This window comes from Aestuariimicrobium sp. Y1814, from assembly GCF_050113895.1.
Classification (GTDB): Bacteria; Actinomycetota; Actinomycetes; order Propionibacteriales; family Propionibacteriaceae; genus Aestuariimicrobium.
In genome coordinates this window covers 203577-226275 of sequence record NZ_JBNJRW010000002.1, presented here as the reverse complement: position 1 = coordinate 226275, position 22699 = coordinate 203577, and the positions used below count along the sequence as shown (strand labels likewise).

The following is a 22699-nucleotide window of genomic DNA, read 5'->3' as shown; positions in this document are numbered from 1 at the left end:
CTCAGGCAGCGGAGCAGTCCAGCGGTGCACCGGCGGGGCCGCCGAACTCGACGCCCTTGAAGACGTGGGTGCGGGCCCAGTCGTAATACTTCTGGTGGCCCGGCTCGTTGAACGGGTTGTTCTTGGCGCAGCGGGCGACGTAGTAGCCGAGCACGTCGGCGTAGGTCTCCATGTCGTTGTGGCCGTAGTCGGAGAACCTGCCCTCGCTGGCGTAGAGCCGCTTGAAGCTGGCCCAGTAGGTCGGCGAGTCACCGCGGTCGACGTTGTAGGCGTGCCCGATCTCGTGGATCACCAGGCGGACGAGGCGACCGGCGTCGTCCTCGTCCAGTGCCTGCTGCCACTTGGCGAAGTCGAAGGTGAGCGCCCCGGGGCGGGTGAGGCTCCAGTCGCCCCAGGCCCAGCTGCGGGTGGGGGCGGCCGAGATGGTCAGCGTGTTGTTGACCTTGGCGCGGGTCAGGTTGACGTAGTCGGTGCAGCTGACGGCGTCGAGGGTTTCCCACACGATCTTGACCATGGGCCGGTACTCGCGCTCGGTCCACCAGTCGCCGACCAGGTTGATGCCCCAGTTCTTCTGCAGCAGGTTCTTGATGTGCGCCAGCGACGCGTCGGCCGGCCACGGGTGAGTGGCCACGCACGGGTCGGGAATGCCGGTCACGGCCACTGCCTTCTCGGGCGCCACGGGCAACGACGGCAGCGCGGCGGCCCGGCCGGGCGTCACCACGGTCGCGAGGAGGACAAGTACTGGCAGCACGACCCCGACCAGCCAGCGGCGCAGACGCATCTCAACTTCTCCTCATGGTGACCCAACACGCCAAGTCTAAGAGATTCTCAGACTTTCTTCAAAGTCGGGTCGTCCCGCACACCATTGTCCTCGCGCTGCTGCCCGGGGACAAGGTGTCCGGTTCAGATCGTCCAGCCCCCGATAACCCTGGCTCAGATCACACCGAGCGCGAGCATGGCGTCGGCCACCTTGATGAACCCGGCCACGTTGGCGCCGGTGACGTAGTCGCCCGGGCGGCCGAACTCCTCGGCGGTGTTCACCACGTCGTCGTGGATGTCGATCATGATCTGGCGCAGTCGCTCCTCGGTGGTCTCGAAGTCCCACGAGTCACGGCTGGCGTTCTGCTGCATCTCCAGGGCGCTGGTCGCCACGCCACCGGCGTTGGAGGCCTTGCCGGGGGCGTACAGCACGCCGGCCGACTGGAACAGGGCCATCGCGCCGGGGGTGGTGGGCATGTTGGCGCCCTCGGCCACCAGCTTCAGGCCGTTCTTCACCAGGGTGCGGGCATGGGATTCGTCCAGCTCGTTCTGGGTCGCGCACGGCAGCGCGACGTCGGTGGGCACGTCCCAGATCGAGGAGCCCTGGCCGGTGGGGGTGTGCACCGCGTGGGGCCGGCCCTCGACGTACTCGTGCAGGCGGCCGCGGTTGACCTCCTTGAGGGTGATCAGCGCCTCGAGGTCGAGGCCGTCCTCGTCCACCACGAAACCGGACGAGTCGGAGCAGGCGACCACCTTGGCACCGAGCTGGGTGGCCTTTTCGATGGCGTAGAGGGCCACATTGCCGGAGCCGGAGACGACCACCCGCTTGCCCTCGAAGGAGTCGTTGACCCGGCGCAGCATCTCGTCGGCGAAGAAGACGGTGCCGTAGCCGGTCGCCTCCTTGCGGGCCTGGGAACCGCCCCAGGTGATGCCCTTGCCGGTGATGACCCCGGCCTCGTAGCGGTTGGTGATGCGCTTGTACTGGCCGAACAGGTAGCCGATCTCACGCCCACCCACACCGATGTCACCGGCCGGCACGTCGGTGTACTCACCGATGTGGCGGTACAGCTCGGTCATGAACGACTGGCAGAAGCGCATGACCTCGCCGTCGGAGCGACCCTTGGGGTCGAAGTCCGAGCCGCCCTTGCCGCCGCCGATGGGCAGGCCGGTCAGGGCGTTCTTGAAGGTCTGCTCGAAGCCGAGGAACTTGATGATCGACAGGTTCACCGACGGGTGGAAGCGCAGGCCGCCCTTGAAGGGGCCGAGCGCGGAGTTGAACTCGACCCGGAAGCCACGGTTGATCTGGATCTCGCCCTTGTCGTCGACCCACGGCACCCGGAAGATGATCTGGCGCTCGGGCTCGCAGATGCGCTGGACGATGGAGCGCCCGGCGTAACGCTTGTGGGTGCCCACGATCGGGCTCATGCTCTGCATGACCTCGAAGACGGCCTGCTGGAACTCGGCTTCGCCCGGGTTGCGCTGCAGCACGGTCTCGAAAGTGGGCTGCAGGATCGGGTGCAGGCTACTGGTGTCGTTCATGGTCATCCTCAGGACGGGCCCCGCGACAACGCCCAAGGCATCGAGAGGGCCATGGTCGGGACGCCGTGGGGCTGCGGTCAGACCTGCTCACAATACCCAGCGCCGGTCTGTGGCGAAATCATGGCCGGTCAATGGATGATCGTGCGACGGCTGGTGCGGCAGGGAAGACTAGCCTGTCCCTCATGGCACATTCCCCTGCAGGCGCTTTCCCGGTCACCACCAACTCCTCTGCCGTGACTGAGGCGCAGCTCTGCGAGATCATGACCAACCCGGGCTTCGGCGCACACTTCACCGACCACATGGTGCTGATCGACTGGGAAGAGGGACGCGGCTGGCACGACCACCGCATCGTCCCCACCGGGCCGCTGCCGATGCACCCGTCCTCGGCGGTGCTGCACTACGCCCAGGAGATCTTCGAGGGGTTGAAGGCCTACCGCCACGATGACGACTCGGTCTGGCTGTTCCGGCCCGAGATGAACGCGGCCCGCATGTCCCGCTCGGCCGAGCGGATGAGCATGCCGGCGCTGCCGGAGGCGACCTTCCTCAACGCCGTGCGCCAGCTGGTCGACCTGGACCGGCGCTGGGTACCGGGCAACAAGCACGAGGAGAACCTCTACATCCGTCCGTTCACCTTCGCCACCGAGCGGCTGATCGGGGTGCGCCCGGCGAAGTCGTACACCTTCTGTGTGCTGATGACCCCGGCCGGCGCCTACTACAACGAGCCGATGAAGCTGTGGCTGACCCCGAACTACTCCCGGGTCGCCCCCGGTGGCACCGGCAAGGCGAAGACCGGCGGCAGCTACGCGGCGTCCCTGATCGCGGCGGACGAGGCTGCTGAGCAGGGCTGTGGCCAGGTGCTGTGGCTCGACGGGGCCGAGCACCGCTGGCTCGAGGAGTGCGGCACCATGAACATCATGTTCGTCACCTCCGACGGCGAACTGCTCACCCCGAAGTCGCCCTCGATCCTCGATGGGGTCACCCGTGACTCGATCCTGCAGTTGGCCGGCGACCACGGCCTGACCGCGGTCGAACGTCCGATCGAGGTGGACGAACTGCGCACGCGCCTGGGCGACCAGACGATCACCGAGGCCTTCGCCTGCGGTACCGCGGCCGTGGTCACCCCCATCACCGGCTTCAAGGCCCCCGACTGGGAGGCCGACGTCGCCGACGGGCAGGTCGGCCCGAAGACCCAGGCGATCCGCGCGACCCTGCTCGACATCCAGTACGGGCGCACCCCCGACACCCGGGGCTGGACGCAGCGAGTCTGAGCACCGCCGGTCGGGCCGCAATAATCCCTTCCCACGCCGCGGCGGGGGTGGCAGGGTTGCTTCATGAGTGATCCGCAGACCCACCAGGACAGCCCCGACCCGCGCGAGGCGATGCGTGAGGCGCTGGAGCGCAAGAAGCAGCACCACCACGGCTCGCCCGCCGCCGGCCCCACCAAGGGTTCATCGGTGCCCGGCGGCCCCCACGGCCAGGCCGGTGGCAAGCGCACCTTCCGCCGCAAGAGCGGCAGCTGACCCCACCCGCCCCGAAACCCACCCATCCCCGAAACCCACACGATCCACAACATTGTTGCGGGGCGTCGCAACCCGGCGCCGCCCCCCGACGTATCAGTGTGCAAAGACTCCGTTCCTGCTAGGTACCGGCTCCCCTGTGGGCCCGGTCCCAGCACCCCACAACCAGGAGTGGTCCGATGCACGCAACACATTCACGTCCCGCCGCCCAGCCCCTCCCCGACGGACGACGTCGTCCGCTGCGCCTGTGGCGCCGAGCCCTCGCGCTCGTCGCCGGCGCAGCCCTGGCCCTGACCAGCCTCGCGGCGTCACCCGGCACCGCCACCGCTGCCGTGCCACAGCCCGGCACAGTGCCCTGGGTCAACTTCGGTGACCCGGCCACCCGCAGCGGGGTCTACCTGAACGTGGGCTACCCCCAGGCCTACTCGGGGCACTGGCGCACCAGCGTCACCGTGTGCAACTACACCGGTGCCCCGCTGCCGGTGGGCCCGTACACGTTCAGCTACACCAACTACAACTTCGGCACGTTCTTCTTCACCGACGGCTGGACCGGCGCGATGCCGAACCAGACGATCAACAACTCCGCCTGCACCAGCGGCTACCTGCACAGCTCGGCCGAGCCCATGCAGATGGCCTTCCACTTGATCCTGCTGGGCCAGACCCGCATCGACATCCTGCCCGCCACCGAGTGGGGGGCGATCTTCAACATGCGCGAGCCGAAGTCCTCGGGCACCAGCGGGGTCTACGGCGACTACAACAACGACAGCCGCGCCGACATCAACGGCTCCTTCGGCTACCACTACTACGCCTTCCGCACCGTGACCGGGCCGAACACCGCCCTGCCGAACATCGCGCACCAGACCATTCCCGGCACCACCTGGAACTGGATGTCGAAGGTGCCCGACCTCGACCAGAACGGCTCGTCCGACCTGCTCGTGCGGCGCATCGACGGCACGATGGCCTACCAGCGGATCATGGAGAACGGCAGGATCGGGTTCTCCAACACGGTCGGCACCGGCTGGAACAGCATCACCCTGATGACCGTGGTGCCCAAGGCCCCGCTGGATGCCGACCCGTGGATCCTCGCCAGGGCCGCCAATGGTGACCTGATCAGGTACCAGATGGCCCCCACCGGCATCTACGGCGCCGCCAAGATCGGCCAGAACTGGAACAGCATCAGGCACCTGTTCAGCGTCGGTGACTTCTCCGGCGACGGCGTGCCCGACCTGATGGCCATCGGCACCAACGGGCTGCTCTACCGCTACAACATGACCAGGACCGGCGGCATTTCCTCGGTCAACGTCGTCGGACGCGGCTGGAACAACTTCGCCACCGCCTTCAGCCCCGGTGACATGAACGGCGGTGGGCGTTGGGACATGATCGGGGTCCGCAACGACGGCCTGATGTTCTTCTACTCCAACAACGGCCCCGGGCGGTGGAGCGCTGCTCGCCAGCTGAGCGGCACCAACTGGAACGCCCTGCAGGCGATGGGCTGAGCCCGACCCGCTGAGCCCACCCTGCCACTCACCACCCGAACCGGGGCCCACGCGGTCCCGGTTCGGGTGTGGTCGCTCAGGCCTCCACCAGGCCGGCCGGGGGCTGCAGTGACAACACGGCCTGCCGGGTCCGCTCGAGCGCGGTCTGCAGCCGGGCGGTCGGGCCGGTGCCGACGCGCAGCGCCTCGTTGACCGCGTACAGCCTGGCCGCACCATCGCTGAGGTGGCTGGTCACCAGGCTGGGGATGTACTCGGCCTTGCTGACCTCGAATCGCCCGAGTTTGCCCGGCAGGGGCTCGTCGCGTTCGGCCCAGGTGAAGCGCACGGTGATGCCCTCGTAACCGCGCGGCACGCTGGCCAGGTGCTGGGCGACCATGTTGCCCATGCCGTAGACCACCCAGGTGCCGTTGATCATGGTGATCGGCTGCACCACGTGCACGTGCTCCCCGAAGACCAGGTCGATCTCCGGGGCCCCGGCCAGGGTGGTGGCCCGGCTGACCTGCTCCTGGCTGGGCGCCACCTGGTACTCCTCGCCCCCGTGCAGGTGGGCCAGCACGATCTCGGCCCCGGCCGCCCGGGCGGCGCGCGCGTCGGCGAGCATCCTCTCGACCTGCCACATGTCGACGCACCAGGGCTTGTCCTGGGGCAGCGGGATGCCATTGGTGCCGTAGGTGCCGCTGACCACGGCGACCTTGACGCCGGCCTTCTCGACGATGACCGGGGTGTTGGCCGCGGCCTCGGTGGCGTAGGTGCCCACGACGGCGAGTCCGGCGTCCTGCAGCAGTTCGGTGGTGCGGGTCAGCCCGGTGAAGCCCTGGTCGAGGCTGTGGTTGGACGCGGTGGTGGCCATGTCCCAGCCCATTGTCGCCATCCAGGCGGCGATCTGCGGTGGGGCGGCGAAGGTCGGGTAGCCCAGGTAGGGGCCGCCGGGCTTGGCGAAGGGCACCTCGTTGTGGGCGATGGCCAGGTCGGCCCCACTGATGATCGGCTTGACGGCCGCGAACATGGGGTCGAAGTCAAACTCATCGCCCTTGCCGGTGCGGCGATGGTCGTTGGCGGCGGTGAACCACAAGGTGTTGTGCCACAGCAGGTCACCCGACATCACCGTGGTCAGCGAACGCTGCCGGTTCACCGGGGCCGTGGATGTGGGGCTGCTGGACGGGCTCTCGCTGGGGCTGGCAGTCGTGGCGGACGAGGACGCCCCGCCGCTCGGCGAGGACGACCCGGTCGGTGAGGACGAGCCGCTCGGTGGGCCTTGCCCGAAGTCCGACTGGGCGCACCCGGCCAGACCGGCCACGGCGGCGGCACCGAGCAACCCTCGTCGGGACAGCGGACCGGTCATGGTGGTTCCTCCTGCTGCCCCGTGGGTCGGGAGCGCTGGCCTCAGCTTAGGCCCCCCCCGGGCACCGGCACACCGCAGGGCCCCGATTCGCCACTGGTGGCCGGCAGTGTGCATCGACCGGGGTCGCAAGCCCGATCGCAGCCGCGGTGGGCCCGGTCGATGCACGTTGCTGGGTGGGCGTCGATGTGTTCCGACGTGAACCCCGGTGGAACTTCTGGCAACCCCTGTGGTCGTCCCATGGGGCCGGTGTTTGAATGGGTCACGTGACTGAAGACCTCTCCTCACGTCCACGACTCGGCATCCTCACCAGCGGCGGCGACGCCCAGGGCATGAACGCCGCCGTGCGCGCCGTGGTGCGCAGCGCCCTCACCCTCGGGGCGCAGGTGTTCGCCATCTACGAGGGCTACCAGGGCATGATCGACGGCGGTGACGGCATCCGCGAGTTCGGCTGGGACGATGTCGGCTCGATCCTGAACAAGGGCGGCACCGTCATCGGCACCTACCGCTCCCCCGACTTCCGTGAACGCGACGGACGACGCCGCGCCGCCCGCAACCTCGTCGAACGCGGCATCGACCACCTGGTCGTGATCGGCGGCGACGGGTCACTGTCCGGCCTGGACCTGTTCCGGCAGGAATGGCCCGAACTGCTGGCCGAGCTGGTCGAGGCCGGTGACCTGTCACAGCACCAGGTCGAGGCACACCCGAGCCTCAAGATCGCCGGCCTGGTCGGCTCGATCGACAACGACCTCGTCGGCACCGACATGACGATCGGCGCCGACACCGCACTGCACCGCATCGTCGATGCGATCGACTCCCTCACCAGCACCGCCGCCAGCCACCAGCGCCGGTTCGTGGTCGAGGTGATGGGCCGCCACTGCGGCTACCTCGCCCTGATGGCCGCGATCGCTGGCGGCTGTGACTACGTGTTCATCCCCGAGAACCCCCCGGCCGAGGGTTGGGAGGTCTCGATGTGCGAGGGCCTGCGCAAGGGCCGCGCCGCCGGACGACGCGACTCGATCGTCCTGGTGGCCGAGGGGGCGCGCGACCTGGCCGGTGAGCCGATCACCGGTCAGCGGGTCGCCGATGCCATCCAGGAACAGACCGGTGAGGACGCCCGGGTCACGATCCTGGGCCACGTCCAGCGGGGTGGTGCTCCCAGTGCCTACGACCGCTGGTGCAGCACCTGGCTCGGTTACGAAGCCGCGCGCACCGTGCTCGAGGCGACCCCCACCAGCGAGGCGAAGGTGCTCGGCATCGGCGGCAACCGGGTGAAGACCCTGAGCCTGCAGAAGTCGGTGGCCGACACCCGCCGGGTGCCCGACCTGATCAAGGCCGGCGACTACACCGGTGCGATGGCGCTGCGCGGATCGAGCTTCGCCACCTGTGCCCAGATCCACTCCGAACTGATCTCCACGAAGATCACCGAGGCGGCCCCGGGCTCGAAGCGGATCGCGATCCTGCACGCGGGTGGCCTGGCCCCCGGCATGAACACCGCCGTGCGGGCCGCGGTCCGGTTGGGCATCTCGCGCGGCTTCACCATGCTGGGTGTGCGCAACGGCTACGAGGGCCTGCGCAAGGGCGACATCCAGGAGATGACCTGGCGCGAGGTCGAGGGCCTCAGCGGTGAAGGCGGCTCGGTGCTCGGCACCCGCCGCACCGTGCCGACCGTCGAGGAGATGTACGCCATCAACCGGGCCCTCGAGGACCACCAGGTCGATGCGCTGCTGGTCATCGGCGGCTTCAACGCCTATGAGGGTGCCTGGCAGTTGCACAACGAACGCAGCCGCTACCCCGCCTTCAACCTGCCGATCGTGTGCATCCCGACCAGCATCGACAACAACCTGCCGGGCTCCGAACTGTCGATCGGTACCGACTCGGCCCTCAACGCGATCGTCGACTCGATGGACAAGATCAAGATGTCCGGGTCTGCCGCCCAGCGCTGCTTCGTGGTCGAGACCATGGGCCGCTACTGCGGTTACCTGGCGATGATGGGTGGCCTGGCCAGCGGCGCCGAGCGGGTCTACCTGCACGAGGAGGGCATCACCCTCGATGCCCTGACCGCCGACGTGCACTGGCTCAAGGACGAGTTCGAGAACGGACGACGGCTCTTCCTGGCCGTGCGCAACGAGAACGCGAACGAGCACTTCACCACCGACTTCCTCACCCGCCTGCTCGAGGAGGCCGGCGGCGACGCCTACGACGTGCGCCAGTCGATCCTCGGCCACATCCAGCAGGGGGCCAACCCCTCGCCGTTCGACCGGTTGCTGGCCACCCGGCTGGTGAGCCGCGGCATCGACATCCTCAGCGAGGAACTCGCGTCGTCCGAGCCCGCCGAGAGCTGGTACATCGGCCAGGTCAGCACCGGGATCGAGAAGGCGCCGCTGCAGCACATGCACGACCTGCTCGACCCGAAGTTCCGCCGGCCCAAGAAGCAGTGGTGGATGGCGCTGCGGCAGGTCCACGAGGCGGTCTCGGAGGGCCCGGCGAAATAGTCCCAGGAGGGCTGGGCCACCGGGCTGCTGTTCGCCTGATCCCAAGAAGTTTTAAGGATGCAAATTGTCACAAGCTATTCCCCGTGGAGGCGCGGGGGTGTGATGATTGGCCGCGGGATGCCCATCAGCTGGATCCCCTCGAAGATTCCTCATGGGAGTGTGTGTCATGCTGCTGACTTCCCTTCGCGACCGGCGCCCGGGGCGCTCGTCGATTCTCCGACTTTTCACGTCGGTCACGCTCACCCTTGCCGTGATGTGTGGGCTGACAATCACCGCGCCCGCGCAGGCCAGGGCCGCCGTCCCGCAACCGGGACAAGTGCCTTTCATGAACTTCGGTGGGGTCAAAACCTGGGCCGGAGTGACCCTGCGGGTCGACTACCCCGAGCGGGAGGGCTCCAATTGGCGCATCTGGGTTTCCGTCTGCAACTCCACGGGTTCCCCCCTTCCAGTAGGCCCCCACGCCTTCAGCTATACCAACCAGGACTACCTGACCTGGTACTTCGAGGCGGGCTGGCACGGCGCGCTGTCGGACCAGGTCCTGCAGAACAACGGTTGCGCCTCTGGTTTCCTGAAGAGCAATGAATCGCCGTGGCAAATGGCCTTCCACAAGGTCTTTACGGTTGACCAGCGCATCGATATCCTGCCTGCCACAGAATGGGAGGCTATCGCCAAGGTAAGCGAGCCCAGGTCGTGGACGAACTCGGGCCGGTTCGGCGACCTCAACGGCGATCTGGTGGCCGACCTGATGGCCTCGACGGGAACCACCCTGCACACCTTCAGCACGACCCTGCCCAATCAGACCCCACAGCTGCTTCTCACGCAGAGCACGACGACCCGGTGGACGTGGATGTCAAAGGTGCCGGACCAGGACAGGAACGGCGTCTCCGACCTGTTGGTCCGCAAAGCAGATGGGACGATGAGCTTCATCAGGATGATGGAGTTCGGGCGCCTCGGTTTTGAGAACCGGGTCGGTACCGGGTGGAATGGCATCACGTTGATGGGTGTCGTCCCGAAGGAGGGGGACTCCCACCTGCATCCGTGGCTGGTGGCCCGCGCCGCCAACGGTGACCTCATCCGGTACCAGGTCAGCGCACAGGGCATCTACAGCGCCTCGAAGATCGGAAAGAACTGGAACAGCATCAGGCACCTGTTCAGCGTCGGTGACTTCTCCGGTGACGGCATTCCCGACCTGATGGCCATCGGCACCAACGGGCTGCTGTACCGCTACAACATGACCGCGACCGGCGGCATCTCCTCGGTCAACGTCGTGGGACGGGGCTGGGGCAACTTCACCACCGCCGTCTCCGCGGGGGACCTGAACCGGGACGGCTTCTGGGACATGGTCGGCATCCGCAACGACGGGAACGTGTACGTCTATTTCAAGCTGGGCCCCGGGCGTTGGGGCGCCGGCCGCCTGGTCGCCAGCAACTGGTCAAGGTTCGAACTCTTCGCCTGACCCCCCACAGCACTGACTCCGCACTGCTGCCACAGCGGCAGCAGTGCGGAGTCACGTGGTTCGTCCGGGTTCAGCTGCTGGCCCGGGGCGATTGTGCGCACCGCCCCGTTCGTCCGGGCGAGGCGGGGGCGAGCGGGCAGGAGCCGCAGCCCTGCGCGGGGCAACCCGCCACCAGCGGCAGGGTGGCGACCCGCCCGGTGCGGACGAGGTGCTCCAGCGCCGCCGCGACGACATCCGGCGCGAGCCGGGTGTCGGCGACGACCTCGCCCTGGGTGCGGGCGCCCGCCTGAACGGCCCGGTGCACCAGCAGCAGCGGGCCGCTCACCAGAACAACCTTCCGACCTGGAAGATGGCCACCGCGAGACCCCAGGCCACAACCAGCTGCAGGGCGACGCCGAACAGGGTCCAGCGCCAGCCGATCTCGCGCCATTGCGCCGCCAGGGTTGCCACGCAGGGGGTGTAGGCCAGCAGGAAGACCATGAACGCCCACACCGCTGGCAAGGGGTGCCCGCCCGACGACTCGTCGAAGGCCCGGGTGATCTCGGCGCCCAGGGCGCTGCCCCCACCGGTGGCCCCCGGGTCGTCGGTGGAGTAGGTCTGCGCCCACGACGAGATCACGGCCTCCTTGGCGACGAAGCCGGTCACCAGCGCGCCGGTGGTCTGCCAGCTGTCGAACCCGGCCGGGGCGAAGACCGGGCTGATCGCGCGGGCCACCGACGCGTAGGCCGAGTCCTCGACGGGTGCCTCACCGAATGCCGAGTCGCCCTGCACCGGCCAGGCCTGCAGGGCCCAGACCGCCGCGACCGTGACCACGATGATGCCGGTGGCGGTGCGCAGGAAGCCCTTGAGTCGCACCCAGGTCGAGGCCGAGACCAGCCGCAGCGTGGGCCGCTGGTAGGGCGGCAGGTCGATGATGAGGGGCTCCTTGCCCATGGTGCGCCACAGGGTGCGGCGCAGCAGCGTGCCCGTGCCCACCACCAGCAGGATCGAGGCCAGGTACATGACGAACACGGCGGTGCCGGCATGGTGGGGGAAGAAGATGCTGGCCATCATGACGTAGACGGTCAGCCGGGCCGAGCAGCTGGTGAACGGCACCAGCAGGCAGGTCAGCACCCGCTGGCGCCACGAGCCCATCACCCGGGTGGCGCTGATCGCCGGCACGTTGCAACCGAAGCCGACGATCAGCGGCAGGAAGGCCTTGCCGGGCAGCCCGATGGCCCGCATCAGCCGGTCGGTGACCACCGCGGCGCGGGCCATGTAACCGGAGTCCTCGAGCAGGGCCAGCAGCACGAACATCAGGGCCATCAGCGGCACGAAGGTGAGCAGCATGCCGACGCCGGCGACCAACCCGTCGACGATCAGGCCCTGGCTGATGGGGTGGTCAAACGGGGTCGCCGCCAGCAGGCCGGCGATGCCGCTGCTGAGCGGCCCGGCGACCAGCGTGTCGAGCCCGTCCTGCAGGGGGGCGGCGACCGTGGTGGTGATCTGGAAGACGAGCCACATCACCGCCAGGAACAGCACCGGGCCCCACAGCCGTGACAGGGCCCAGCGGTCGATCAGCGCCGTCCAGTCCCGGGCGCTGCTCGGCTGCTGGGCCACGGCCCGGTCGACGGCCTCGGCGACCCAGGCGAAGCGGGCATCGGCGGCTTGGAGGTCGTCGAGGCCACGCTCGTCAGCATCGTCCGTCACGGGGACGGCAGCGGGGCAGCAACCCTGCAGGACGGCGTCGACGGCCACGCCGAGCTCGGCCAGGCCGCGGCGGGCCCGCGGGTCGACCGGCACCACGGGGCACCCCAATGCCTCGGCGAGCGCGGCGGCGTCGACCAGCAGGCCACGGCGGGTGGCGACGTCACCCATGGTCAGGGCCACCACCATGCGGTAGCCGTGCTCACGCACGTGGGCGACCAGGTAGAGGCTGCGGGCCAGGTGGGCGCTGTCGACCACGACCACCACCAGGTCGGGCCCCTCGCCAACCGGCACCTCGACGAGCAGGGCCCGGGTGAGTTCCTCATCGGGTGAGGCGGGATCGAGTGAGTAGGTGCCGGGCAGGTCGAGCAGGTCGACGGTGCGTTCGCCCCGCCAGACACCGCGGCCGACATCGACGGTGGTGCCCGGCCAGTTGCCCATCGTCCGCCGTGCCCCGGTCAGGGCATTGAACAGGGTCGACTTGCCCACGTTCGGTGAACCGAGCAGGGCGACCACCGGGGAGCCGGGCGGTGCGGTGGCGCCGGTGCGGTCGTCGTGGCAGCTGGGCACCCCGGGCTTGCTGGGCGTGGCGGGCTTGCTGGGCGTGACGGGCTTGCTGGGCGTGACGGGGGCAGTCATGGCCGCACCCGCAGCAACCGCAGCAGGTCTGGGTCCAGCGCCAGCCGGGTGCCGTCGACACCGATCACCCTGCCGCCTCCGGGGGTGTTCTGGCCGACCACGATGCTGGCGCCGCGGCGAAGTCCCAGCTCCGCCATCCGGCGCAGCGGGGCGCCCAGGCCGGGGGCGGGCAGCACCTCGGTGATGGTGCCCTTGACTCCGGTGGCGCAGTGGCGCAGGTCGAGCAGGGGGGAGGCGGTTTCGCGCATGGCAAAACACTAGGCTCGCAGGTTAGGCAACCCTAACCCAGGGGTGGCAAATAAGCTCCCGGTCTGCTGACTCTGTGTCAGCAGACCGGGAGCAGCAGCAAAGCCCCTCGTCCGGCGGCGGTTCAGCCCTTCGACGGGTGGGTCATGTCGGCGGGCACCACCCAGGCGTCGAACTCCTCGGCGGTGAGCGCACCGGAGTCCAGCGCCGACTCCTTGAGGCTGATGCCCCGCTTGTGGGCATTCTTCGCGATCGCAGCGGCCTGGTCGTAGCCGATGTGGCGGTTCAGCGCGGTCACCAGCATGAGGTTCTTTGACAGGTTCTCATCGATCACGGCCTGGTTCGGCTCGATGCCGACCGCGCAGTTGGCGTGGAAGCTGCGGCAGCCGTCCGAGATCAGCCGGATCGACTCGAGCACGGCGTGGGCCATCACCGGCTTGAAGACGTTCAGCTGGAAGTTGCCCTGGCTGGCGGCGAAACCGACGGTGGCGTCGTTGCCGAACACCCGGGTGGCGACCATGGTCAGCGCCTCCGACTGGGTGGGGTTGACCTTGCCGGGCATGATCGAGCTGCCCGGTTCGTTCTCGGGGATGACCAGCTCACCGATGCCGTTGCGGGGGCCCGAGGCGTACCAGCGCACGTCATTGGCGATCTTCATCAGCGCCATCGCCAGGGTCCGCAGCGCCGAAGAGACCTCGGCCAGCGCGTCGTGGGCACTCAGCGAGGCGAACAGGTTCGGCGCCTGGACGAACTCGGTGCCGGCCTCCTCGCTGATCTTCTTGGCGGCGAGCTTGCCGAAGTCGGGGTGCGAGTTCAGCCCGGTGCCGACGGCGGTGCCGCCGATGGCGAGTTCACGCACGCCACCCTCGGCCTGCTTGACGGCGTTGATGGCGAAGTCGATCTGGGCGACCCAGCCGCCGATGACCTGGCCCAGCAGCACCGGGGTCGCGTCCTGCAGGTGGGTGCGCCCGACCATCACGATGTCGGCGAACTGTTCGGCCTTGCCGGCCAGGCCGTCCCGCAGCTCAGCCACGCTCGGGTACAGCTTCTCGACCAGGTCGAGCACCACGGCGATGTGCATCGCGGTGGGGAAGGTGTCATTGGACGACTGGCCGCGGTTGACGTGGTCGTTGGGGTGGACGGGGCTCTTCGAGCCCATCTCACCGCCGGCGATCTCGATCGCCCGGTTGCTGATGACCTCGTTGGAGTTCATGTTCGACTGGGTGCCCGACCCGGTCTGGAAGACGACCAGGGGGAAGTGGTCGTCGAGCTTGCCGGCAATCACCTCGTCGGCGGCCTGGCTGATCAGGTCGGCGACGTCGGCGGGCAGCTCGCCCAGTTCCCCGTTGGCCTGCGCGGCGGCCTTCTTGAGGATGCCCAGGGCACGCACCATCGAGCGGCCCCACACGAAGGTGTCGCGGCCGATGTCGAAGTTGTGCAGGGAGCGCTCGGTCTGTGCGCCCCAGTAGCGGTCGGAGGCCACATCAATGGGGCCCATGGAGTCCTTTTCGACACGAGTAGTCATGGGGCTGAGCCTATTGCGTGGGGGTTGCCCCCACAGCAGCGGGGCCCACCTCCCGGACCCTCACCACCCCCCTCGGCAACCTGAGGAAACGCTGAGACAGAACACCGTTTTTCTTCGTTCCGCGCCTGAGGTCCTTGGGAAGGGTGACTAGACTAACCAATTATGGCCCGACCGAAACTGCACGACGAGAACCTCCGCCAGCGCCTCCTCGAGGCGGCGACCGACCTGGTCGCCGAGAAGGGTGACACGTTCGCCCTGCGCCCCCTCGCGGAGTCCCTCGACACGTCGACCACCGCGATCTACTCGCTGTTCGGCTCCCGCGACGCCCTGCTCGAGGCCGTCGCCGAGCAGGCCGCCAAGAGCTTCGCCGACGCCCTGGAGGCGGTCCGCCACGACGACTCGCTGACCTGGATCCTGAGCCTGGGTGTCGGTTACCGCCGCTGGGCGCTGGAGAGCCCGTCCCGCTTCCACATCGTCTCGACCGCCCAGGTCGATTCCGAGGACCTGCGCTCGGTGCGTGCCATGTCGCTGCGACCGCTGGGTGAAGCAGTGCAGCAGGCGATGGACGAGGGCTACGTCCAGGGCAACGTCGAAGACATCTGCACCACCTGGTACGCCGGCGTGCACGGATTCATCCTGCTCGAGATCAGCGGCATCCTCACCGGCGGGGACGAGCAGTTCCTGCGCCTGGCCGACAGCCTGTTCCTCGCCCACGCCACCCCCAAGGGAGTGGAGCGCCTGCGCGAACAGTCGTTCATCGACCTGCACCCGAAGGTCGTGGCCGTCGAGCTGGTGTGAGTTCGCGAGTTTGAGCAATTTTTCACACGTGAGGGCCTGCGCGATAGTGTGTGCACCACGTGACCCGTGGGCGTTCCCGTGCGGGTCGTCTCGTTTCAAGGAGGACTCGACCCCATGACAGAAGCAACTCTCCAGTTGGGCGACGCCACCGTCCAGATGCCCATCATCCCCGCCACGGCGGGACAGCACGGTTTCGATGCTTCCAAGGTGCTCGCCAAGACCGGTCACGTGGCCCTGGACGTCGGCTTCGTCAACACCGCCTCGTGCGCCTCGTCGATCACCTTCATCGATGGTGACGCCGGCATCCTGCGCTACCGCGGGTACCCGATCGAGCAGCTGGCCGAGAAGTCGACGTTCATCGAGGTGGCCTACCTGCTCATCTACGGTGAGCTGCCCACCGCCGAGCAGCTGGAGACCTTCCAGGGCAAGGTGTCGCGCCGCATGATGCTCGACGAGCGCCTCAAGGAGGTCTACCGGGCCTTCCCGCGCGGCACCCACCCGATGATGGTGCTGGCCGCCGGTGTCATCGGTCTCGGCGCCTACAACCGCAGCACCCTCGACCCGCACGACCCCGAGCACATCGAGGAGTCGACCCTTCGCCTGCTCGGCTCGATGCCGACCCTGGCCGCCTACGCCTACAAGAGCTCGGTGGGTGAGCCCTACCTCTACCCGAAGACCCAGCTCAGCTACGTCGAGAACTACCTGCGGCTGTCGTTCGGCACCCCGCAGGAGGAGTACGAGCTCGACCCGGCCGTCGTGCGCGCCTTCGAGACCCTGTTCATCCTGCACGCCGACCACGAGCAGAACTGCTCGACCTCGACCGTGCGCATGGTGGGCTCCTCGGACGCCAACATCTACGCCTCGATCAGCTCCGGCGTGAACGCCCTGTCCGGCCCCCTGCACGGCGGTGCCAACCAGGCCGTGCTCGAGATGCTGGCCCAGATGCGCACCGAGGGCATCGACACCAAGACCTTCGTCAGCCAGGTCAAGGACAAGAAGTCGGGCCGCAAGCTGATGGGCTTCGGTCACCGCGTCTACAAGAACTACGACCCCCGCGCCAAGATCATCAAGGGCCACGCCGACGAGATCCTGCGTGCTTCGGGCAAGTCCAACGCCCTGCTCGACATGGCCCTGGAGCTCGAGGAAGCGGCGCTGAACGATGAGTACTTCATCGAGCGCAAGCTGTACCCGAACGTCGACTTCTACACCGGCCTGATCTACGAGGCGATGGGCTTCCCGGCCCAGTTCTTCACCGCCCTGTTCGCGCTGGGCCGCCTGCCCGGCTGGATCGCCCAGTGGCGTGAGCAGCAGGCCGACCCGGCCCGCAAGATCGGTCGTCCGCGTCAGGTCTACACCGGCGAGGTCCTGCGCGACTACGTCGAGATCGAAAACCGCTGATCGCACCCAACGGGTCCCGCGCCGCACGGCCGGGGCCCGTTGGCGTTCCCGGACGAGTACCGGCGACACCGGCGCTGGGTAGCCTTGGGGCAGATCAGCCGGGGTGGAGGAGTGAGATGAAGTCGTGTGGATCGATCCTGTTGGTCGGCGCCATCGTCCTGGGGATCGGTGTCGCCTTCGTCGGCGGTGAGACCCCCGGCTGGTTCATCACCGTCCTGGTGGTGATGGGCGCAGCCGGCCTGATCATCCAGAGCGCCGGCAAGAAGAAGCCGGACGCGGCCGGCTCGGGTGCAGGGCAGTCGAAGCCGGCCCTGCGGTCGGGTCGTGGTCCCCAGCTGCCGGGCGGCTGGGCCTACACCGAGCGCAGCGATGCGCTGGCCTCGGAGTGGAAGAACAACCACCCGATCCTGCCCAACAACGGCCTGTGGTCGGTGCGCACCGGCAAGGCCCACCGTCGCCAGGTCTCGGTCTTCCAGTCCTCGCGGTTCCCACCCACCTCGACCTTCATGGTCTTCCGGATGCCCGAGTACAACGGGCCGCAGTTCACCGCCACCAGTGACGGGCGCAGCGAGATCACGGTGAGCGGCACCATGGCCAAGGGCCTCTCGGAAATGCTGACCTCGATCGGGCCCAGGGCGTTCAAGCGGCTCGGCGTGACCGGGCGCCTGTTCTGGGTCGACCTGGGCACCATGGCCGAGGCCGAGGTCGACACCTTCATCTCCAAGCGCCTGCCCGGCTTCGTCCACCAGGTCACCGAGCACCTCACCCCCGACCGTGGCTCCGGTGCTCAGGCCGACACCCCCCAGCAGGCCGCCCCGGCGCCGGCCCAGCGTCCCACCCAGCAGGCGCCGCGCCAGCCCCAGCCCGCGCAGCGCGTGTCGTCCGGACGACCGCAGACTGCGCAGCGCCAGCCGGCCCAGCGCCCAGCGGCCCAGCAGCCCCGGCAGCCCCGGCAGCCCCGGCAGCCCCGGCAGCCCCAGCCCACGATGCGCCAGGCCCCCGCTCGCCCGCAGACCGCCGCCGGCGGGGTGCCACCGACGATGCCGACCACCAAGCTGCCGCATGACCTCGGCCCCGACCCGGACGACATCCTGCAGACCGGGCCGATCGAGCTGAACGAGCGCCCGGCGCTCAAGCCCGCCCAGGCCGACCCGATCTCGCGAAGCCTGGAGAACCCGGAGCTGGTCGCCGGCTGGGCGCCGATCGAGTGGACACCGACCCCCTTCGAGCTCACCGCCCCGATGGGCCTGGGCGAGACCCCGTCCGCCAGCCAGGAACTGGCCGGCGGGTGGAAGCCGCGGGAATGGTCGGCCCCCGACTACGGCTCGTCCCAGCTCGGTGAGTGGAAGCCCGCGGAGACCTGGCAGCCGAACTACAACACCACCAGCAGCGACTAGCCCCACTCACCCTCTCCGCGGATGCGCAGGTTCCTGCCTGGAATCTTCACTGGTGGCAAGGATTTCGGGACGAAACCTGCGCATCCGCGAGTTCGGGGAGTGTGTTGGGTCGCTCGGACGATCGGGGCCCTGCGCATCCGGCGGTATGCGGAGCACTGCGCGCTCGGACGATCGGCTACCAGCCGGGTCGGGTCACTCGGCCAGCGGCGCCCAGGCGAGGAAGACCGCGCCGACGGGGCCGGGCAGTTCGACGCCCTCGGGCACCTCGGCATGCCTCACGTCGCCGCCCATCGCCCGCGCATACCCGCGGGCGATCGCCAGGCCGAGCCCGGACCCCTTGGTGGAACTGGCGGTGCTGGGCAGTCGCACCAGCCGGTCGAAGACCCGTTCCCGGTCCTGTTCGGGGATACCCGGCCCGGAATCCATCACGTAGACCTCGACCATGGGATGACCTGCATCGCCCTCGCCCTCACGGCACAGGACCCTGACCCAGGCGGGGGTGCCGGCGACGGTGGCGGCGGTCGCTGCGTTCTCAATGAGGTTGCGCAGCACGCTGGTGTAGCCGTTGCGGTCCCCGAGCACGGTCAGGTCGTCGCCTGAGACCTGCACGTCCAGGGCCGGACGAGCCAGTTCCACCCGCCGACGTTCGGCCTCCAGCAGCGGCATCACGTCCAACTCCACCGGTCGCAGCCGCAGGCCGGCATCGACGTGGGCGGCCTCGAGCAGGCTGGTGACCAGGTGGCCACCCCGGTTGGCCTCGCGGGCCAGCAGGTATTCCAGGTCCTCCCGCTCACTGCTGGGGGCGTCGTCGGGCAGGTGCATGAGCGCTTCGGCGGCGGCCTGGATCCCGGCCAGCGGGGTCTTCAGTTCATGCGCCGCGTCGGCCAGGAAGGTCTGCATCTGCGCATGGGCCTCCACCGCGTCCATCTCGGCCGACATCGCCCGGGCCTCGGACTGCTCAAGCTTGTCGAGCATGGTGTCGATGGCCTCGACGGTCTTCATCACCTCCGGCGGGCCGGGGGTCTCCCCCATCCGGATGCCCCGCTCCCCCGAGCCGATCCGGCGGGCCCGGTCAGCCATTTCGTCCAGCGGCCGCAGGGCCGCATTGGTGACCAGGATCATCAACAGCACCGAGGCGATCAGGGCAGCAGCCCCCACCACCGCCAGGATCCGCTGCAGCCGGTAGTGCTCGGCGAGCACCAGATCGGCCGACACCCACAGGGTCGCGGTGGCCTGGTGCAGTTCCCCACCGCCGTCGATGTTCACGATGCGGTAGCGGTAGTCGACGCTGTTCAGGTCCGGCGGCAGGGGCACCCCGAGCTGGCGGCCGTCAACGGTGGTGATGCTGACCTGGATGATGTTCTGCCCCAGCCGCTCGGCCAGGGTCGCGTAGTCGGGTGACTCGGCAGCGGTCTCGACCACGTTCTCGGCGCGCGCATCAAGCGTGGCGGCAATGGGTCGTTCGATCGCCGCGGCATGGGTGCGGGTCGCGGCATACATCACCAGGGCATTGGTGATGACCAACACCGTGCACATCGCGACAAGGATCCGGGCCCGCATCGAGGCCCGGCGGGTCACGGTTGCTCCAACTTGTACCCGCGCCCGCGCACGGTGTGGATGATGCGGGGCCCGTGGGCTTCCAGGCGTCGCCGCAGTGACGAGATGTGCACCTCGACGATGTTCTCGTCGTAGCCGTCGTAGCCCCAGATGGCGGTCAACAGGTGGGTCTTGGACACCACCCGGCCCGGGAAGCGGGCCAGTTCGGCCAGGATCTTGCGTTCGGTCTCGGTGAGGCTGACCTCGACACCGTCGCGTTCCACCTTGGCGGCGTCGTCGGCCACGGTGAGGTCACCGATGGTTATGGCGTGCCCGCTCTGGCCGACCCGGCGCAGCAGCGATTCCACCCTGGCCAGCAGCTCGGCCATGTTGAACGGCTTGGAGATGTAGTCGTCTGCCCCCTGGGTGAGGCCCCGGACGCGGCTCTCGACCTCGTCGCGGGCGGTCAGCATGATCACCCCGGTGCGGCTGAGCCGCCGCACCACCTTCAACAGTTCGAAGCCGTCGCGGCCACCGGGCAGCATCACGTCCAGGATCACGACGTCCGGACGACCCTGCACCAGCACTGATTCCAGGTCGGTGCCGTCGGGCAGCGCCTTGACCAGGTGGCCCTGGGAACGCAGTGCGGACGCCACGGCAGCTCGGATCACGTCCGAGTCCTCGACGACCACTACCCTGCTCACGGCCATCATTCTGCCCTGCCGCCCGTGATCGCGCCACGCCCGGGCATTATCCGGTTCGCCGACGCCCCCGGGGCTCGGCGGGGTCGTCCACGAGCTTGCCCGGCGGGAACTATCGTGGGGGTCACACATGACGAAGGGGCCACCGATGCCTGCTGCCGTTGCCGTTCGGACGACCGCCCGCCTGCGCTGGGTGGCGGTGCTCGTCGCGCTCGCCGTCGTGCTGGGCAGCTGTTCCCGGATCGGGCTCGACCAGCCGGACGAGGAGACCTCGACCACCGGGGTCACCCACGGCCAGCCCCCCGAGGGGGAACCGGATGCCGTCGCGGTGGCCGAGGCCCTGGCCCAGGCCTTGCAGACCGGTGACCTGTCCACCGTGCCGTTCGTGGGTGACCCGGCCACGGCCCCGAAGGCGGCCGCCGACGACTACGCAACCATCATGTCGGGCATGGACGGGTTCACCCCCGAGGTCACCCTGCAGCCCATCGAGTACAAGGGCAACGGCGTCGCCCAGGTCAGCCTCGAGCAGACCTATTCGATGGGCACCGAGCCGTGGACCTTCACCTCCGTCGCCGGGCTGAACCTGGTCGCCGGGCAGTGGCGGGTGGTCTGGCGTCCGTCGATCGTCCACGAACAGGTGACCGCCACGACGCGCCTGCGGCACACCCGCGAGTTGCCGGCCCGGGCGCCGATCCTCGATGCCCAGGGCAAGGCCGTGATGGAGTCCCGTGACCTGTCCCAGGTCGGCCTGGACAAGCAGAACACCCCGCCGAACCAGTGGTCCGACTCGGCCCGGCGCATCGCCGAGGCGATGGGCATCGACGTGGCCGCCTACCAGCGCAAGGTGGCCGCCCACGGCCCACGGGCGTTCGTCCTGGCGGTCACCGTGCGCCGCAGCGAGGTGCCCGAGGCCATCGCCACCATCCCGGGAGCGATCACCCTCACCGAACAGGGCACCGTCGCGGTGACCAACGGGTTCGCCGCCTCCCTGCTGGGCACGGTCGGCAAGGTCACCGAAGAGCAGGCCAAGGCCAGCAACGGCGCCCTCGAGGTCGGTGACCAGATCGGCCTGACCGGGCTGCAGGCCCGCTACGACGAACAGCTGCGCGGCACCGCCGGCCACCTGGTGATGCTGGTCAAGCGTCGTGACGCCCCCTCGCCGGGCCCCTCGGACGAACCCCATGTCGACCTCACCCTGTTCGCGCAGGACCCGGTCGAGGGTGAGCCGTTGCAGACCTCGCTGGACACCGGCTGGCAGCACCGGGCCCAGGGCGTGCTGGCCAATGAGACCCGGGTCGCCGCGATCGTGGCCGTCAACTGGAAGACCGGTGGGGTGCTGGCGGCCGCCGAGTCACCGGCCGCGAAGGGCCAGCCCTACTCGACCTTCGGCCAGTACGAACCCGGCTCGACCTTCAAGACGGTGACCGCGCTGGCGATGGTGCGCCAGGGACTGAGCGCCCAGACCATGGTCGACTGCCCGGCCACCACCGTGGTGAACGGACGAAGCTTCAAGAACTACAGCGACTACCCCTCGTCCAAGATCGGACGAATCACCCTGGCCGATGCCTTTGCCCACAGCTGCAACACCGCCTTCATCCGGGCCGCGGCCGACCTGCCCGACGGCGCGCTGGCTGAGGCGGCCGCCTCGCTCGGGTTCGGCGTCGACTTCGATGCCGGGTTCCCGGTGTTCTACGGGCAGGTGCCGGCCACTGACGACCCGGTGGTCAACGCCGCCAACGCCATCGGGCAGGGACGCATCCTCGCCTCGCCGCTGGCCATCGCGGGCATCGGCGCGTCCATCGCCGGCGGGAAGACCGTCATCCCGTGGCTGGTGGCCGGCCACGAACCGACCTCGACGGCGCCTCCGTTGAGCCAGAACGAGACCGCCCAGCTGCAGGCGCTGATGAAGGCCACCGTGGCGAGCGGCTCGGCCTCGTCCCTGGCCGGGGTGGTGACCGGCGCCAAGACCGGCACCGCCGAGTGGGGCAACCAGAACCCACCGCAGACCCACGCCTGGATGGTGGTCTACCAGGGTGACCTGGCGATCGCGGTGCTGGTCGCCGGCGGCTCATCCGGCTCCGCCGACGCGGCCCCGCTGGTGCGGGCATTCCTGCGCTGAGCCCGACTGCCCGTGTTGGGCTCAACCATGCTCAACGTCGGTTCCTGGGCAAT

The 22699-nt window shown here is 68.9% G+C and carries 18 protein-coding genes; 9 read left to right on the top strand and 9 right to left on the bottom strand.

Translation table 11 applies throughout. From position 1 onward, the window contains the following. Position 1: 1 nt before the first annotated feature. Both ACQE3C_RS03335 and gdhA read right to left on the bottom strand, forming a co-directional pair. Complete coding sequence (locus ACQE3C_RS03335) at positions 2–781, bottom strand: hypothetical protein (protein WP_434537781.1); 780 nt, start codon at positions 779–781, stop codon at positions 2–4. 152 nt (positions 782–933) lie between these two features. After that, positions 934–2298 carry an NADP-specific glutamate dehydrogenase gene (gene gdhA / locus ACQE3C_RS03330; RefSeq protein ID WP_434537780.1) on the bottom strand — a complete coding sequence of 455 codons (1365 nt, stop codon included), beginning with the start codon at positions 2296–2298 and terminating at the stop codon, positions 934–936. 182 nt (positions 2299–2480) lie between these two features. Here gdhA and ACQE3C_RS03325 point away from each other — a divergent pair, with 182 nt between their 5' ends. The 3 genes from ACQE3C_RS03325 to ACQE3C_RS03315 all read left to right on the top strand — a co-directional run bounded on the left by ACQE3C_RS03325 (position 2481) and on the right by ACQE3C_RS03315 (position 5311). Beyond that, on the top strand, positions 2481–3566 hold the full coding sequence (locus tag ACQE3C_RS03325) for a branched-chain amino acid aminotransferase (RefSeq protein WP_434537779.1): 1086 nt from the start codon (positions 2481–2483) through the stop codon (positions 3564–3566). Positions 3567–3629: 63 nt separating this feature from the next. Continuing rightward, on the top strand, positions 3630–3818 hold the full coding sequence (locus ACQE3C_RS03320; protein WP_434537778.1) for a DUF5302 domain-containing protein: 189 nt from the start codon (positions 3630–3632) through the stop codon (positions 3816–3818). 176 nt (positions 3819–3994) lie between these two features. Then, the gene (locus ACQE3C_RS03315) at positions 3995–5311 is read left to right on the top strand and encodes a hypothetical protein (protein WP_434537777.1); all 1317 of its coding nucleotides are present in this window, start codon (positions 3995–3997) and stop codon (positions 5309–5311) included. A gap of 76 nt (positions 5312–5387) precedes the next feature. On the opposite strand, the gene ACQE3C_RS03310 is transcribed toward ACQE3C_RS03315, so the two are convergent. After that, positions 5388–6653, bottom strand: a complete 1266-nt coding sequence (locus ACQE3C_RS03310) for a CapA family protein (protein WP_434537776.1) — start codon at positions 6651–6653, stop codon at positions 5388–5390. Between the two features lie 254 nt (positions 6654–6907). Between ACQE3C_RS03310 and ACQE3C_RS03305 the strand changes: the two genes are divergently transcribed. Next, positions 6908–9145, top strand: a complete 2238-nt coding sequence (locus ACQE3C_RS03305; protein ID WP_434537775.1) for a 6-phosphofructokinase — start codon at positions 6908–6910, stop codon at positions 9143–9145. Between the two features lie 166 nt (positions 9146–9311). Continuing rightward, complete coding sequence (locus tag ACQE3C_RS03300; RefSeq protein ID WP_434537774.1) at positions 9312–10601, top strand: FG-GAP repeat domain-containing protein; 1290 nt, start codon at positions 9312–9314, stop codon at positions 10599–10601. Positions 10602–10671: 70 nt separating this feature from the next. Here ACQE3C_RS03300 and ACQE3C_RS03295 read toward each other — a convergent pair whose 3' ends face one another. The 4 genes from ACQE3C_RS03295 to fumC all read right to left on the bottom strand — a co-directional run bounded on the left by ACQE3C_RS03295 (position 10672) and on the right by fumC (position 14697). Further along, positions 10672–10926, bottom strand: a complete 255-nt coding sequence (locus ACQE3C_RS03295; protein WP_434537773.1) for a FeoC-like transcriptional regulator — start codon at positions 10924–10926, stop codon at positions 10672–10674. Beyond that, positions 10923–12926 (bottom strand): ferrous iron transport protein B, encoded by a 2004-nt coding sequence (gene feoB / locus ACQE3C_RS03290; protein ID WP_434537772.1) that lies wholly within the window; start codon positions 12924–12926, stop codon positions 10923–10925. Before feoB ends, ACQE3C_RS03295 begins: the two co-directional genes overlap by 4 nt. Then, positions 12923–13174 carry a FeoA domain-containing protein gene (locus ACQE3C_RS03285; protein ID WP_434537771.1) on the bottom strand — a complete coding sequence of 84 codons (252 nt, stop codon included), beginning with the start codon at positions 13172–13174 and terminating at the stop codon, positions 12923–12925. The genes feoB and ACQE3C_RS03285 overlap by 4 nt, the downstream gene beginning before the upstream one ends. A 122-nt stretch (positions 13175–13296) precedes the next feature. After that, positions 13297–14697, bottom strand: coding sequence for a class II fumarate hydratase (gene fumC / locus ACQE3C_RS03280; RefSeq protein WP_434537770.1), 1401 nt, complete (start codon positions 14695–14697; stop codon positions 13297–13299). A gap of 162 nt (positions 14698–14859) precedes the next feature. Here fumC and ACQE3C_RS03275 point away from each other — a divergent pair, with 162 nt between their 5' ends. The 3 genes from ACQE3C_RS03275 (at position 14860) to ACQE3C_RS03265 (ending at position 18290) form a co-directional block, all read left to right on the top strand. Then, entirely contained in the window at positions 14860–15495 is a 636-nt protein-coding gene (locus ACQE3C_RS03275; RefSeq protein WP_434537769.1) for a TetR/AcrR family transcriptional regulator, read from the top strand. Positions 15496–15609: 114 nt separating this feature from the next. Continuing rightward, the gene (locus ACQE3C_RS03270) at positions 15610–16893 is read left to right on the top strand and encodes a citrate synthase (protein ID WP_434537768.1); all 1284 of its coding nucleotides are present in this window, start codon (positions 15610–15612) and stop codon (positions 16891–16893) included. Between the two features lie 116 nt (positions 16894–17009). Continuing rightward, the gene (locus ACQE3C_RS03265; protein WP_434537767.1) at positions 17010–18290 is read left to right on the top strand and encodes a hypothetical protein; all 1281 of its coding nucleotides are present in this window, start codon (positions 17010–17012) and stop codon (positions 18288–18290) included. A 192-nt stretch (positions 18291–18482) separates the two neighbouring features. Here ACQE3C_RS03265 and ACQE3C_RS03260 read toward each other — a convergent pair whose 3' ends face one another. Further along, positions 18483–19868 (bottom strand): ATP-binding protein, encoded by a 1386-nt coding sequence (locus tag ACQE3C_RS03260; RefSeq protein ID WP_434537766.1) that lies wholly within the window; start codon positions 19866–19868, stop codon positions 18483–18485. Next, a complete protein-coding gene (locus tag ACQE3C_RS03255) occupies positions 19865–20530 on the bottom strand; it encodes a response regulator transcription factor (protein WP_434537765.1) in 666 nt (221 codons plus the stop codon). Before ACQE3C_RS03255 ends, ACQE3C_RS03260 begins: the two co-directional genes overlap by 4 nt. 145 nt (positions 20531–20675) lie before the next feature. Between ACQE3C_RS03255 and ACQE3C_RS03250 the strand changes: the two genes are divergently transcribed. Continuing rightward, complete coding sequence (locus ACQE3C_RS03250; protein WP_434537764.1) at positions 20676–22646, top strand: penicillin-binding transpeptidase domain-containing protein; 1971 nt, start codon at positions 20676–20678, stop codon at positions 22644–22646. The last annotated feature ends 53 nt before the right edge of the window (positions 22647–22699 follow it).